Genomic DNA, 15,536 nt, shown 5'->3' on the forward strand with positions numbered 1-15,536 from the left:
TGACCAGATCGTTGATGTGTGTTGCCACGCATGGAACCAGTTCGCCAGCCAACCCGACACCATCCGAAATCTTTGCTCCCGTAAATGGGCTTTATTAATATGATAATCTATTGGGATTGGTATAACATGACTACACCAAAACCGTCAGCAACAGCTGGAATCGATTCAGCATTCTGGAACATTTCTGTTGAAAGTCAGTTGCAAAGACTACAAACATCAGCGCAAGGCTTGAGCGATCAAGAGGTTGGTGAGCGCATAAAGCGCTATGGAGCTAACCGGTTAAACAACAAGAAACAAACAGGGCCAGTACGCCTGTTTTTATCTCAGTTCAAAAGCTCCATTATGCTGATTTTGTTGTTTGCCACGGGATTAGCGTTTTTCCTGCATGATAAAGTCGATGCCATGATTATTTTGGCTATCATTTTAATCAGCGGTATCCTGGGGTTTTGGCAGGAAAAAGGTGCGGCCGATGCCGTGCAGAAATTACTGGCTCTGGTACAAATCAAGGTAACGGTTCTGCGTAGTAATACCCAATCAGAAATTGCAGTTGATGAGTTGGTTCCGGGTGATATCGCCGTTTTAAAAGGAGGAGACATTATTCCTGCTGATTGCCTTTTACTGCAGGCCGACCATCTTTTTATCGATGAAGCCACGCTGACCGGCGAAAGTTATCCGGTTGAAAAATCACCGGGAATTATTGCCGCCGATGCGCGGATTAGCCAACGTACCAATGCATTATGGATGGGAACTCATGTGCAAAGTGGTGAAGCAAAAGCGTTAGTCGTGGCTACTGGACAAAATACCGAATTCGGCAAACTGTCTGGTCGCCTTAAGCTCAAAGCGCCTGAAACGGATTTTGAACGCGGCATCAGACGCTTTGGCTATATGCTGATGGAAGTCACATTAATCCTGGTCATCATGATTTTCGCTGTGAATGTCTATCTGCATAAACCGGTGATGGATTCTTTTCTGTTTGCGCTGGCGCTGGCTGTGGGACTGACACCGCAATTATTGCCTGCGGTGATCAGTGTCAATCTGGCGCATGGCGCCAAACGGATGGCCGAAGAAAAAGTCATTGTCAAACAGCTGGCTTCCATCGAGAACTTCGGTAGCATGAACGTCTTGTGCTCCGACAAAACGGGTACCTTGACCGAAGGTAAGGTGCAATTAAAGGAAGCCATGGATTCAAATGGCAATCCTAGCGACAAAGTATCGCGTTTTGCGTATCTGAATGCCATTTACGAGACCGGTTTCAATAATCCAATCGATGAAGCAATCCGAAATTTTCGTGCATTCGATATTAAAGATTGCCGCAAATTAGCCGAACTTCCGTATGATTTTTATCGTAAGCGCTTGAGTATGCTAATTTCCGTTTCAGGTACAAGCGTTCTCATTACCAAAGGCGCATTAACTAATGTTTTGGCCGCATGCACTCACGTCGAAAATGGCGACGGTACGCTGACGGCTATCGATGAGGTTCGTGAGTCTATTCAACAAAGCTATGAAGCATTTAGCACTCAGGGCCTCCGCACTTTGGGCGTTGCTTATAAGCTGATGGATGATAAAAAAGACCTGGGTAAAGACGATGAAACGGAACTGCGGTTTTTGGGTTTTATCACGCTTTTCGATCCACCCAAGGCCAACTGCGCCGAAACCGTCGAGCAACTGAGGCAACTGGGTGTCACCCTTAAAATCATCACCGGCGATAACCGTTTGGTTGCCGAAACCGTCAGTCATCAATTGGGGTTGTCGGGCTCCAAAATCCTGACCGGCCCAGAAATAGCGCAAATGAGCGGAAGCGCCCTAATGAACCAAGTGGCTGAGGTTAATGTCTTCGCCGAAGTTGAGCCTAACCAGAAAGAACGCATTATCATCGCGCTGAAAAAAGCCGGTTTTGTAGTCGGTTATATGGGCGACGGCATCAACGATGTTTCCGCTTTGCATGCCGCCGATGTCGGTATTTCGGTCGATAGCGCAGCCGATGTCGCCAAGGAAACAGCTCAAATCATCCTCTTGGAAAAAAATCTGGACGTTCTCGTGAAAGGTGTCAAAGAAGGGCGTGTAACCTTTGCCAACACCCTTAAATATGTGTTTATGGCGACCAGCGCTAATTTCGGCAACATGTTCAGCATGGCCGGTGCATCGTTGTTTTTGCCTTTTCTGCCATTATTGCCCAAGCAAATCCTAATGACTAATCTGTTGACTGATTTCCCCGAAATGACTATTGCAACCGATAATGTGGATGCTGAAATGGTTAGCCAACCAAGACGCTGGGATATTCAATTTATTCGAAAATTTATGCTTACCTTCGGCATCGTCAGTTCGGTATTTGATTACCTAACCTTCGGGTTGCTCTTGTGGTTACAAGTGCCCGTCGAACAATTTCGCACCGGCTGGTTCCTGGAATCGGTGATTTCGGCGGCACTGATCGTTTTTGTTGTTCGCAGTAATAAATCTATTTTCAAAAGCCGCCCCAGCAAATATCTGGTGATGGCCACATTAGCTATTGTTGCTTTGACTGTGGCTTTGCCTTATATGCCGTTTGCCTCGCTAATCGGATTTCAGCCACTTCCGCTGAATGTGCAGGGTTTATTAGGTGTCATTGTCGTTCTTTATATCGTTACCGCTGAAATGGCAAAGCGCCTATTTTATCGTTTTGTAAGATTTTAATTTGGCTTGAAGTTGGTCATGAAACGATTGTTCCATATCAGTTGGGTCTCCTTGTTGGCAATCGTTGTGTCACTTTTTATCTGGTTAACTGTTTAGTCCCACTATTAAGTGGGACTAAACAGTTAAGGCCTCTGTCGGTTAACTCACTGGACTACTTAATTTGGAAGTTCTCGAAAACGACACAGGCCGAGTCTGGCAATATTGAATACCAGGGCGCCCAAATCCATTTTGTTGCTTACGGCCAAGGTGAACCTGTGTTGCTATTACATGGGGGACTGAGCAACAAACAGCTGGTTTTCCCAGATACCTTGGCTGGTCGCCACTGGGCGACGGGTCGTACTGATAGATATCCGTGGTCATGGCGATTCAACAGCTGGCAACACTAAACTAAGCTACCAAATCTTTGCCGAAGACACCCTGCAAGTGCTTGATCGGTTGGGTATCCAGCGTACCGACATTGTCGGTTGGAGCGACGGTGGTATCATTGCATTATTGCTGGGTCTGGAAGCGCCGCAACGGGTAAGGCGAATTGTTGCTATCAGCGCTAATTTTCAACCTTCCGGCTTGATTCCTGAAGTCCATTGGGTTCAGGATAAGACGCTTAACCTGCTACCCAATAAATTTACCGATTGGCTGCGTAGTCGGTGGTCGGGGGCAGGTGATAGACACGTTGTCTTGGAAGCAGAGATTAAAGGATTGTGGCGGACAGCACCGCAGCTCGCCCATTCCGATTTAAATGACATTACAGCGCCAACGATTGTGATTGCAGGTGAAAACGACATTATCGCCTTATCACATTCTCGTGAATTGGCGCAGACACTGGCGAACGGCAAGCTGGAAATTGTACCGGGTGCAGGACACGCAGCCCCTATTACCCATGCCCGACAGATCAACCAACTCATTGCTTCGTTTTTAGGCATAGGGCTACCGAAGTAATACGGCCTAATTGTCATTAAGGTAGATCATCTCATGAAAATAAAGAAACCCCTGCTAATTTGCCTTTTGTTAAGCGTAACAGTGATTGGCATCTGGTTGGTAAGCCGTATGCACCCACCTATCTTCCAGGAAACGATTGACACTGAAGACCTAAACGATATAACGGTTGCCGAACCGATGTGGGGTTCTCAGGGCTTGACACTGGGTTTTGTCGATACCCAAAAATATCCGGCCAGCAAACTAGCGCAGCGCTTGGCAGCAACCGGGGTTACCGCAGCCGTTGTCGATATTAGGCAGGTTTTCGGTGAATTTGATTCTGATGCCGATATATGTCTGGATCACAACTTCATTGCTACCACTGTCAACGCTTTGACAAAACAATTGACGATGCCAACAGGAAAACGGTTGATTATTGCCGGCATAGGTGATGGTGCGCTGATACCGTTTATCAATGCCCAATCCACGTCGGGAAATGCTGCCACTAACCTTTCTGTCGGGTTTTCGGTCAAGTTGCCTACCGATTTCTCTTTATGTCCGCCATTATCCATCCATAATCAGGATCAGCACCTTAACCTGGTTTCGTCCTCTGGCCTGATAAGCAACTGGCGTTCGGTATGGACAGATCAACCGGAAGACAAGACGGCCATCTTCATTAAGACATTGGGAAAGGTCGATACCCGTATTGCCGCTTACTATACACCGCTCGATACATTAATGGTTGATGAGTTAAATAGCATCTTAGGTAAAACTGCTCAATTTGTCCAGCCCATGCCGGTTGTCGAAGTGCCGGTTGCCAAACCCGGCGCTAACGTTACGCTTTTTTATTCCGGCGATGGTGGCTGGCGTGACCTGGACAGAACCGTGGCCGGGGAAATGGCTGCCCTGAATTATCCAGTGGTCGGTGTAGACGTGTTGCGTTATTTCTGGGAACACAAAACACCGGAGCAGGCGGCAGCCGATTTGGCTGCAACGATGGCTTATTACCGTAAAAATTGGGGGTCAAAGTCCTTTGTACTGGCTGGCTATTCATTCGGTGCCGACATCTTGCCAGCCATTTACAATCGCCTGCCCACACAAGATAAAGACAGTGTTGCACTATTGGTGCTGATAGCACTGGCGAAGAGTGCCGATTTTGAAATCCATGTCTCAGGCTGGCTCGGACAAAGCGCGGGCGAACAGCCCTTAGTCCCAGAATTGGTGCAGATACCTACAGCCAAGATTTTATGTATCTACGGAATAGAAGAAAAAGCCGAAACAGCTTGTACGGGTTTGCTAAATAGCGAGGCTAAAATATTGGAACTGCCGGGCGGACACCATTTCGACCAGGATTATCCAAAACTGACGCGGCAAATTTTGGATGTTTATCGTCAGCTCGGCATTAATTAACTTGAATTTTCCCTATAACACTTCAATGACCAGCCCATGACCCGCGAAACACTAAGCCGATTGACCCAAAAAATCGCACACTTGTTACCGGTGATCCTATTTGCCTGTGCGCTTTACATCGTCCATAACGAACTCAATGTACACGACTTGAGCGACATCCTGTCATCGTTACAAACAATGCCGATGCGGATTATATTCGCCGCGTTTGTACTGATGGTGATCAATTATCTGGTACTGGCGGGTTATGACTGGCTGGCCTTACGTTTCACCGGACATACGCAAATACCGTTGCCGAAAATGATCGCGGCCGCATTGTTAAGTTATGCGATCAGCAATAACACTGGTCATGCCTGGGCCGCTGGCGGCTCGATCCGTTACCGGTTCTATTCAAAATGGGGTGTTCCAGGCTGGGATATTATAAAAATTTCATTGTTCCAAACCATCACCTATCTATTAGGCGCACTGAGCTTGGGGTTGGTAGGTAGTTTGTTACTGCCACACTATTTATCAAGCACCGTCCAGGAGCCGCAAGCCATCCGTTGGGTCAGCCTAATTTGTGCCGCTGCCTTGCTGGCCTATTGGGGAGCGGTATGTTTTTGGCGTAAGCCAATATTGATCAAAGGCTTCGAATTAGTTTTGCCTTCGCCGACCATGGCCTTCTGGCAAACGCTAGTGTCCAGTATCGACGTTGTCCTGTCGTCGCTGGTACTGTGGGTACTATTGCTTGGCAAAGTGGATATTGGTTTTGGTGCGTTCGTGGTGGTTTTTGTGGTGGCGCAGGTCGTGGGTGTCATTAGCCAGGTGCCAGGCGGTATCGGTGTGTTTGAAAGCGCTTTTCTGTGGCTGATGTCGGATATCGAAGCAACTGATCAGCATTTGATTTTGATTGGCGCTTTGCTTTTGTACCGGGTAATTTACTATTTCGTGCCGTTACTGTTGGCCGGTGCCAGCCTGATGTGCTACGAAATTTATAGTCGCCGGGAGTTGTTAATCGCAAGCAGCAGTGCTGTGCGACCCGTTCTTTCGGCTATCGTGCCACAACTGTACTCGATCATACTGCTTTTCTCAGGTGCCATGCTGTTAGTTTCAGGCGCTACTCCAGCTAATCCAGAGGCTATGAGTTGGCTGCAAAATTGGACTGCTTTGCCCATTATCGAGTTTTCTCACCTTCTAGGAAGCCTGATCGGACTGATCTTATTGTTTTTTGCGCGGGGCTTACGCTTAAAAATTGATGCGGCCTGGTACGGCAGTGTACTGTTTCTGGCGTTAGGTATAGCCGTTTCTCTGCTTAAGGGATTCGATTGGCAAGAAGCGCTTGTGCTGTCGATAATGTTGCTTTTACTGCTGCCGACCAAAGCTTGTTTTCAGCGTTCTTCATCCTTGTTGCACATGCCCTTCTCCCGGCAGTGGATAGGCATGATTGTTATCGTACTGATGGCTTCTACCTGGCTGGGGTTTTTTGCCTACCGGGAGGTGGAATATTCTCATGAATTGTGGTGGCAATTTTCTTTTGAGAGGGATGCCCCCCGATTCCTACGTGCCTTGCTGTTAACTTCCGTTCTGACGGTTGCTTTTGTTTTATTTAGACTATTCAGTATTGCCGCACCCAAATCGCTAGCAAAGCCATCGGCTCAAGAACTCGATGAAGTAACGAAAATTATTATCAATTTAGATGACACAAGGGGTTATCTAGCGCTATTGGGCGACAAGTATTTATGCTGGAGCGATGACCGAAGCGCCTTTATTATGTTCGATGTGGCCTCTAAATTTTGGATAGCGATGGGCGACCCCGTAGGCAATCAAAATGCTTTCGATAATCTTATTTGGTCGCTCCGTGAACAAGCTGACAAAAATGGGGCTAAAGCCGTTTTTTATCAAGCCAGCGAAGCATTTTTGCCCTACTACCTCGATTTAGGGCTGACCTTTTATAAACTGGGGGAAGAGGCCAAGGTCAACCTATCGACCTTCACCCTGCAAGGCAAAAAGCGCGATTCTCAGCGCGGTGCCCGTAACCGGTTTACCAAACAGGGTTTCAGTTTTGGTATCTTGACAGGCATCCAAGTCGAGCAATCGCTACCGGAACTACGTCAAATATCAAATCGCTGGTTAATGGGCAAAAATACCCATGAAAAAGGCTTTTCGCTCGGTTTTTTTGACGAAACCTATCTGCGGCGAACTGACATTGCCGTAGTGCGTGACCAAAACGCCAAAATGGTGGCGTTTGCCAATCTCTGGCAAACCGTCAACAAGCAAGAATTGTCCATTGATTTGATGCGTTACGACCCTGATATTCCCGGGGGTGTCATGGAATTTCTGTTCGTCGAGCTGATGCTTTGGGGACAACAGCAGAATTACCACTGGTTTTCGCTGGGCATGGCACCACTCTCAGGCTTGGAACGCCGTCCCCTCGCGCCGCTTTGGCACAAAATCGGCACGATCATTTTTGATCGGGGCGATGAGTTTTACAATTTCGAAGGCTTATACAACTATAAGGCGAAATTCGATCCCGTTTGGGAACCTCGATATCTGGCAGCAACTACCGGTTTTTCCGTGCCTTTTATCCTGATGACGATTACCCGTTTGATTTCCGGAAGCTGGAAAGGCATATTTGCAAGATAGGAATTTAAGGATTCAAAAATAAGTCGTGTAGTTTTAGCTAAAACGCTGGACGAAACGGAAAAACTCGTCGCCAATATGAATCGTAACTGGAGCCATTGCCGAATAATATGAATTCGGCAGTGGCTAACACTCGAACAATGGTGCAACAATTTACACGTAGAATTAAACCAGTCCTGGTCTCAACCGAAAAGACCATGTACACCGACAACTAAGCCTTATGATACAAATTACTCTTGCAAAATGCTTATGAATTTTGCCCAAATAGCTACTAAGAGAACTCTATGCGGAATCTAAACCTTATACCCACAGTCATTATTACGACGCTGGCAATTTCTTTTGTCCTGTTTGTTGTCATTCATTTCGTATTTCTCGATCTGTTTGTTGATTTATGGTGGTTTCAATCCATAAAACTTGAGCATTATTTTTGGCTGAGACTACTGTACAAGTTTTTTCTGTCCAGCGGAATTACTTTATTCTTGTTCACGATTTTCTTTGTCCATTTCTGGATTGCCTCCCGTTATCATGGCTTAAATTCGCAGGAAGAAGTATCCAGTACGTTTGATAATAATATTCAGCTTCAGAATTTTTCAGAGAAATTTCTATTTAGGTCGGCCAAAATATATGCACCAATTTCACTGCTGCTGGCGATCTTCATGGCTATCCCTTTCTATGACCAATGGGAGACTGCGTTACTTTACATTTTTGGTGGTTCCACAGGAACAACGGAATCTGTTTATGGCCAAGACATCAATTTTTATCTGTTATCTTTGCCTATCTATAGGCTCATCCAGCCACAACTGTTATGCACTGCTGTATTGACTTTATTAATAATTGGAGTCTTGTACAGGCTGAACCACACCTTCGTACCCAAGCAAAACAACAAGTTTCATCCAGGGGCAAAAATACACGTAGGTATTTTGATTGGCTTTGTCGTGCTATTTGTCATTTGGGGCTTTATGTTAAAGCGGTTTGCATTGTTGTATACCGATTCCCATGAGCCCATTTTTTTCGGGCCCGGCACTATTGAAATCCGTTACCAATTGCCGTTGATCTGGTTGGGGATTCTCTCATTCCTTGCGCTGGCGGCAACATCTGTGATGTACATTTTTTCAGATATGCACCGGAATAAAACGCCTTTTTTGATCGCGCTGGTGGCATTTCTGGTTTTTTGGGGATTGCCAACAGTTGATTTTATCCCCGATTTTATTGAGAAATACATCGTTAATCCAAATCCAGTTGAAACAGAAAGGCCATTTGTGCAGCATAACATCGATGCAACATGGGATGCTTATGACTTAAAAAATATCAAAACCATTGATATGCAGGTCAATCTAAATGCTGCCGAAGATATAGCCACTTGGAACAGCCAAAAACGTTTTGAAAACATTCCAGTATGGGACAGGGAAAACTTAATCAGCAGTTATAAACAATTGCAGGAAATTAGGCCGTACTATCAGTTCATGAATGTGGATGAGGATCGTTACTTCCTCTTTGACCACACACGGCAAGTCAATCTCGCCGCAAGAGAGATTAACACCGGCAAGTTACCTGACGAAGCGCAGAATTGGGAGAACATCCATTTGCGTTATACCCACGGCTATGGTGCGGTGATGACTTCCGCAGCCCAGGATGCCGATAAGCCCTTGGTCTGGTATTTGCGTGATCTGAACATGAGTTCTTCGGTTGGTCTGAATGTTAAGTATCCTGATATTTATTATGGCGAAGGACAATATGAATACGCCATTGTCCCGAATAAGATAAAAGTTGTAGATATTTCTGGAAGTAACTTAAGCTCTGACCCTGGCATGTCTCAAGACTACCACGGCGAAGGCGGGGTTCAGATCAATTCCTTGTTCAGAAAGGCACTGTTGTCTATCTATCTGAAAGAAAAAAACATATTCTTTTCACCAAATATAACAGACGACAGTAAAATCAAGATTTACCGCAATATTGTTGAGCGCATCAGCAAGGTAACTCCCTTTTTGCACCTAGATAATGACCCCTATCTGGTCATCGGCAAGGACAGGTTTTACTGGATTCAGGATGCTTATACCTTATCGGACAAATATCCGGTCTCCAAACCTGAAGAGCTCGATTTTGGAAAAGATAAACAACGTTTTAATTACATTCGCAATTCGGTAAAGGTCGTCATCGATGCTTATGATGGTGATGTGGATTATTACATTTCAGACCCGTCCGATGACATTATCCACGCCTACGATAACGCTTATCCTGGCCTGTTTAAAAATCTAAAAGAAATGCCGGAAGAGTTGCGACAACATTTGCGCTATCCGCGTGATCTTTATTTTGTGCAAATGAAAGTCTTTGCCAAATACCATCAGCAAACTCCCGAAGCGTTCTACGAGCAAGGCGAGACTTGGCAATTTGTCAACATGAGCGATAATCCTGTCATGCCTTATTACCAAACTATGGATTTCGGTAATTGCAATAATCGAGAAGAATTCGTCATGATTAACCCCATGACACCGGTCAACCGCGATAACCTGAGCATGATTGGTATGGCGGGGGTGATGGATAATGTCAAATGCGGGCTGGATTACAAGCCAGGCATTACCGTCTATAAATTCGCTAAAGAAGTAGAGGTTAATGGTCCTGCGCAGGTGGAAGCGTTAATCAACGAAGATCCGGCAATATCGGCGGATTTTACCCTGTGGGGAAAAGCGGGTTCTACCGTTGAGATGGGACGGATGATTATACTGCCAATGGGGAATACTATCTTATACGTACAGCCCATTTACCTGACCTCAACCCAAACCAAAATTCCTGAGTTGAGCAGGATCGTCGTTGCCATAGGCGACCGCGTAGTTATGGATACGACGTTAAGGTCGGCTTTAAACAGGTTGAAACAGTTTTACCTCAAAGAGGCTGCTGAGATAACACAGACAGGTGCACCCAAAGCGATTGTGCCGGATGGAAATTGAACGAAATAACCTTGCCAGTTGGATGTCATAAATCGACGGTCATTTGACCCAGTAGCATTCTGCCGGTTTGTTCACTTTCCGGCTTCTGGTTTAGTAAAGTCGTCAGATTCTCCATCTTTGCGCCTCGCTTTCTTTCGTGCCTACGCATCAAGCATATCGTTACCTCTATGGCCTGCAAGGCTCAATACCAGGCTCGTGGCTAGCGATTACCTGGGCGGGATTCACACCCGCTAGTTTATACAGCATTGCCAGGCCGCAACGGGCTTACAACCACATAGTAGTTGACTAAATTACTCAGGTATTCTATAGTAAATACAGGACTAAATTAGTCCTGTATTTATGTGTATAAAAACTTGGTGAATAGTGATGGCGATTACATTGACGGAAAATGCTGCGAAAAAAATTCAGGCACGGCTTGTGAAGAACGGCAAAGAGGGGATGGGCTTGCGCGTGGGCGTAAAAAAAGTCGGCTGTTCCGGCTTTGCATACACATTCGACTATGCGGACGAAGTGCGTGCTGGCGACCAAGTGTTCGAGTCGCATGATGTAATGCTAATGGTTGATGCGGTCAGTCTGCCATTTCTCGACGGTTCACACATTGACTTCGTCAAGAAAGGATTCAGCGAGACCTTAAAGTTCGACAATCCCAATGCCGAGAGTGAGTGTGGCTGTGGTGAGAGCTTCAACCTGAAAAAATAACTGACACTTCGCCATGAATGGTCACTGAGTGGCCACTGGGGACGCGCAGAAATATTGCTTAGATCGGATTTTTTGGTTTTTCAAAGAGGTTCAAAAGCATATTTCTGGCTTGGAAAACATTGAGGTAATTATAATGAGTGCGGTACTGCAAAATCTGGTTAATCAGCCCTACAAGCATGGGTTCGTCACCGACATCGAATCGGAGGTCGCGCCGAAGGGTCTCAATGAAGACATTATTCGGATGATTTCGAGGAAGAAAAAAGAGCCCGAGTGGCTGCTCGAATTTCGCCTCAAGTCCTACCGGTCATGGCTCAAGATGACAGATCCAGAGTGGCAAAGCTGTCACCATCCGAAGATCGATTTCCAAGCGATTAGCTATTACGCCGCGCCCAAGTTGAAAGCGAAGTTAAATAGCATGGATGAGGTCGATCCTGAATTGTTGCGTACCTTCGAGAAGCTTGGTGTACCGCTACATGAGCGCATGGCACTGGCGGGCGTTGCGGTCGATGTGATTTTTGACAGTGTTTCAGTAGCGACTACCTACAAACACAAGCTGGCCGAAGTCGGCGTCATTTTTTGCTCAATGTCGGAAGCGGTGCTGGAGCATCCAGAACTGGTGAAGAAGTATCTTGGCACCGTGGTCCCAACCGGCGATAACTTTTACGCCGCACTCAACTCGGCGGTATTTACCGACGGCTCGTTTTGCTTTATTCCCAGGGGCGTCAAGTGCCCAATGGATTTGTCGACCTATTTCCGCATCAACACCGAGGAGTCAGGGCAATTCGAGCGCACGCTGATCATCGCCGAGGAAGGGGCGTCAGTGTCCTACCTGGAAGGTTGTACCGCGCCGGCGTTCAGCACCAATCAGCTGCATGCGGCGGTGGTTGAACTGGTCGCCCTCGATAATGCCGATATCAAGTATTCAACGGTGCAGAACTGGTATGCAGGTGACGAAAACGGCGTGGGTGGTATTTACAATTTCGTGACCAAACGCGGCTTGGCTAAAGGCGTCAATGCTCGTATTTCGTGGACTCAGGTCGAGACCGGCGCGGCGATTACCTGGAAGTATCCTTCTGTGATATTGCTGGGCGACAACTCGGTCGGTGAATTTTATTCGGTTGCAGTCACCAACAACTATCAGCAAGCCGACACCGGCACCAAAATGATTCATATCGGCAAAAATACGCGTAGTACGATAGTCAGCAAAGGTATTTCCGCAGGTAAGTCGAACAACAGCTACCGTGGGTTGGTCAAAGTTGCGGCCAACGCTACTGGTGCGCGCAATTACTCACAGTGCGACTCGATGCTGATTGGCGAAGAGTGCGGCGCCAATACCTTCCCTTATATCCAGGTACTCAACAACAACGCCCAGGTTGAGCACGAAGCGTCAACCTCGAAGATCGGTGAAGACCAGATGTTCTACTTTGCTCAGCGCGGTGTCGATGCCGAGGCAGCGGTGTCGATGATCATCAATGGCTTCTGCAAAGACGTATTTAAACAATTACCCCTGGAGTTTGCGGTCGAGGCGACCAATCTCCTGAGTTTCAAACTCGAAGGAAGTGTCGGATGATTTACCAAGACAGTAAAGTATTATTGGAAGTGCGCGGACTATGCGCAACCGTGAATGGTATCAAAATACTAAAAGACCTTGACTTCACGGTCAGGGGCGGCGAAATACACGCCATCATGGGTCAAAATGGTTCGGGCAAGAGCACTTTCGCCAAGGTACTCGCAGGGCACCCTGCTTATGAAGTTACGAGCGGCACCGTGCTGCTCGAAGGCCAGAACCTGTTAGCGCTGAAACCCGAAGAGCGTGCGCTAGCCGGTTTTTTTATGGCCTTTCAGTATCCGATCGAGGTGCCCGGCGTCGGCAACAGCCAGTTCCTGCGCCTTGTTTACAACACGCTCCAAAAACAACGCGGCAACGAAGAGCTTGACCCGCTTGAGTTTGACGACTTCGTGCGCGAAAAGATGAAGTTGTTAGAAATGAGTTCCGATTTTCTCGACCGTAGCGTCAACGAAGGGTTCTCCGGCGGTGAGAAGAAGCGCAACGAAATATTGCAGATGGCACTACTCGAGCCACGTCTGGCGATCCTTGATGAGACCGATTCCGGCCTGGACATCGACGCACTCAGAATCGTTGCCCACGGCGTCAACCAGCTCACCACCAAAGACAATGCGATGGTGATGGTGACGCACTATCAGCGTCTGCTGAACTATATCGTGCCCGATTACGTGCACGTGATGGACGCAGGCCGCATCATCAAGACCGGCGGTAAGGCGCTAGCACTTGAGCTTGAGACGCGCGGCTACGACTGGGTCAGCGCCGAGCATAAGGCCGCTGCGAGTGTAACCGCATGAGCGAAACCACTGCACCGACTCGGGCAATTGCTGGAAATTATCTTGAAAGCCTGTTGGCAAGACAGCCGCAATTGGCGGCTACCCCGTTGGCGTGGCTTAACGCACTACGTGAAGAGGCAGTCAAGTGCGTCAGCACGCTGACGCTGCCCACCACGCGTGACGAGGAGTGGCGCTTCACCGACATTTCTCTACTTACCAACATGTCGTTTGCTCCGGCACTCAGTGTAACTTGTCTGGAAGCAGTCGATGTCGCTCACTTTTATATTGAAGAAGCGACCACCCGACTGGTGTTTGTTGATGGGTTCTATGCACCGCAGTGGTCCAGTGCGAGCACAGACAGCGGCGTGGTGGTGTCCAACCTGTCGGCAGCGATTGCTACACACGCAACGGCAATCGAGCCGCATCTCGGCCATTACGCCATAGTCAACAACAATGTATTCGCTGCGCAAAACACTGCCTTTCTGCACGACGCTGCGGTGGTTATCGTCCCGCGTGGCGTAGCGGTGGCAGCGCCAGTCCATTTGCTGTTTATTGCCACGCAAAAAGAGCTTGTCAGCACCCCGCGTTGCTTGGTGGTTGCCGAGGCTGGTAGCACAGTGACAGTGATCGAGGATTATGTCGTGCTGTACCAACCGCATTCACAAGAAGAAGCCCATTTTACCAACGCTGTTACCGAAGTCGTGCTGGCGGACAATGCGCATGTGACTCACATCCGGGTTCAGCGCGAAGGCAGTAAAGCGTTTCATATTGCTAACTGCGCGGTGTCACTCGGGCACGCCAGCAACTATCAGTCGGTGAGTGTCGCGCTGGGTGCGCGTATTTCACGCTATAACCTGCATGTGCTGCAAACGGCCGAGGGCAGCAACTGCACTCTCGACGGACTGACGCTGATCTCTGGGCGACAACTGGCCGACACCCATACCTGTATCGACCACGCCAAGCCACACGGCATCAGCCGCCAGTTGCACAAATGCATCGTCGGCGGCAGTGCGCATGCAGTGTTTAACGGCAAGGTTATGGTGCGCGAAGGTGCACAGCGTACCGACGCAAAACAGTCCAACCGCAACCTGCTGTTGACCGCCAAGGCGCGCATCGATACCAAGCCGCAACTGGAGATTTTTGCTTCCGACGTCAAGTGCACGCATGGGGCGACTATTGGCCAGCTCGACAGAGAGGGGGTGTTTTATCTGCAAAGCCGCGGGCTAACCGAGGCGGCGGCTCGTAACCTGCTAACCTATGCATTCGGCGCCGAGGTCATCGACCGCATCCCCATCGCATCGCTCAAGCACCAACTCGAGCAAACAGTGCTCGAACAAACGACAAGCCTGCCATGACCACTATTCAGACTGCACGCAAAGCACAAGCGATGCCCGTACTCGATATCGAGCGGATTCGCGCCGATTTCCCGATCCTCAAGTTTCAGGTCAACGGTAAGCCGCTGGTATATCTCGACAACGCTGCGTCTAGTCAGATGCCTCAGCAGGTGATCGATCGCCTGGTGCGTTATCAGTCCACGCAGCACGCTAATATCAATCGTGCAGTGCACACACTATCGGAGATTGCGACCAACGAATTCGAGGAAGCGCGTCGCAAGTTGCAGCATTTCATCCATGCGCGTGAAGAACGCGAAGTGATCTTTACCAGCGGCACCACCGATGCCATCAATCTGGTGATGCACGGCTACGGTCGCAAGTTCATCGGGCGCGACGACGAAATTATCCTGACCACGCTCGAGCACCATTCGAACATCGTGCCGTGGCAGATGCTGGCCGAAGAAAAAGGCGCGACGATTCGTGTGGTGCCGATCAACGATGCTGGTGAACTGCTAATCGATGATTATGAAAAGCTGTTCAACAAACGCACCAAATTCGTCGGTGTGATGCATGTTTCCAACGCGCTGGGCACGATCAATCCGATCAAGCA

9 protein-coding genes and 1 pseudogene are annotated in these 15,536 nt (G+C 48.1%); all 10 read left to right on the forward strand.

Annotated elements, in window-relative coordinates; all coding sequences use genetic code 11:
* Positions 1–126 precede the first annotated feature (126 nt).
* Entirely contained in the window at positions 127–2,670 is a 2,544-nt protein-coding gene (gene mgtA / locus ACLQ6D_RS03090) for a magnesium-translocating P-type ATPase (RefSeq protein WP_411725800.1), read from the forward strand.
* A gap of 297 nt (positions 2,671–2,967) precedes the next feature.
* Positions 2,968–3,606, forward strand: a pseudogene (locus tag ACLQ6D_RS03095) (alpha/beta fold hydrolase); the annotation flags it as partial.
* A 33-nt stretch (positions 3,607–3,639) separates the two neighbouring features.
* The gene (locus ACLQ6D_RS03100) at positions 3,640–4,992 is read left to right on the forward strand and encodes a virulence factor family protein (RefSeq protein ID WP_411725801.1); all 1,353 of its coding nucleotides are present in this window, start codon (positions 3,640–3,642) and stop codon (positions 4,990–4,992) included.
* Between the two features lie 36 nt (positions 4,993–5,028).
* Positions 5,029–7,611 carry a bifunctional lysylphosphatidylglycerol flippase/synthetase MprF gene (gene mprF, locus ACLQ6D_RS03105; protein ID WP_411725802.1) on the forward strand — a complete coding sequence of 861 codons (2,583 nt, stop codon included), beginning with the start codon at positions 5,029–5,031 and terminating at the stop codon, positions 7,609–7,611.
* Between the two features lie 281 nt (positions 7,612–7,892).
* Positions 7,893–10,553 carry a UPF0182 family protein gene (locus ACLQ6D_RS03110; protein WP_411725803.1) on the forward strand — a complete coding sequence of 887 codons (2,661 nt, stop codon included), beginning with the start codon at positions 7,893–7,895 and terminating at the stop codon, positions 10,551–10,553.
* Between the two features lie 366 nt (positions 10,554–10,919).
* Positions 10,920–11,252 (forward strand): HesB/IscA family protein, encoded by a 333-nt coding sequence (locus tag ACLQ6D_RS03115; RefSeq protein WP_411725804.1) that lies wholly within the window; start codon positions 10,920–10,922, stop codon positions 11,250–11,252.
* A 133-nt stretch (positions 11,253–11,385) separates the two neighbouring features.
* Positions 11,386–12,822: a Fe-S cluster assembly protein SufB gene (gene sufB / locus ACLQ6D_RS03120; protein WP_411725805.1), complete on the forward strand. Its 1,437-nt coding sequence runs from the start codon at positions 11,386–11,388 to the stop codon at positions 12,820–12,822.
* Positions 12,819–13,613 (forward strand): Fe-S cluster assembly ATPase SufC, encoded by a 795-nt coding sequence (sufC, locus tag ACLQ6D_RS03125; RefSeq protein WP_411725806.1) that lies wholly within the window; start codon positions 12,819–12,821, stop codon positions 13,611–13,613. The genes sufB and sufC overlap by 4 nt, the downstream gene beginning before the upstream one ends.
* Positions 13,610–14,947, forward strand: coding sequence for a Fe-S cluster assembly protein SufD (gene sufD, locus ACLQ6D_RS03130; RefSeq protein ID WP_411725807.1), 1,338 nt, complete (start codon positions 13,610–13,612; stop codon positions 14,945–14,947). Before sufC ends, sufD begins: the two co-directional genes overlap by 4 nt.
* Positions 14,944–15,536 (forward strand): aminotransferase class V-fold PLP-dependent enzyme (locus tag ACLQ6D_RS03135; RefSeq protein ID WP_411725808.1); only part of this gene is annotated, 593 nt, incomplete at its 3' end. The genes sufD and ACLQ6D_RS03135, both read left to right, overlap by 4 nt.

The organism is Methyloglobulus sp., from assembly GCF_046714055.1.
GTDB lineage: Bacteria > Pseudomonadota > Gammaproteobacteria > Methylococcales > Methylomonadaceae > Methyloglobulus.

Excerpts from the sequence above, each read along its gene's own strand:
- mgtA (WP_411725800.1), top strand. The coding sequence starts at position 127 with ATGACTACACCAAAACCGTCAGCAACAGCTGGAATCGATTCAGCATTC.
- ACLQ6D_RS03100 (WP_411725801.1), top strand. The coding sequence starts at position 3,640 with ATGAAAATAAAGAAACCCCTGCTAATTTGCCTTTTGTTAAGCGTAACA.
- mprF (WP_411725802.1), top strand. The coding sequence starts at position 5,029 with ATGACCCGCGAAACACTAAGCCGATTGACCCAAAAAATCGCACACTTG.
- ACLQ6D_RS03110 (WP_411725803.1), top strand. The coding sequence starts at position 7,893 with ATGCGGAATCTAAACCTTATACCCACAGTCATTATTACGACGCTGGCA.
- ACLQ6D_RS03115 (WP_411725804.1), top strand. The coding sequence starts at position 10,920 with ATGGCGATTACATTGACGGAAAATGCTGCGAAAAAAATTCAGGCACGG.
- sufB (WP_411725805.1), top strand. The coding sequence starts at position 11,386 with ATGAGTGCGGTACTGCAAAATCTGGTTAATCAGCCCTACAAGCATGGG.
- sufC (WP_411725806.1), top strand. The coding sequence starts at position 12,819 with ATGATTTACCAAGACAGTAAAGTATTATTGGAAGTGCGCGGACTATGC.
- sufD (WP_411725807.1), top strand. The coding sequence starts at position 13,610 with ATGAGCGAAACCACTGCACCGACTCGGGCAATTGCTGGAAATTATCTT.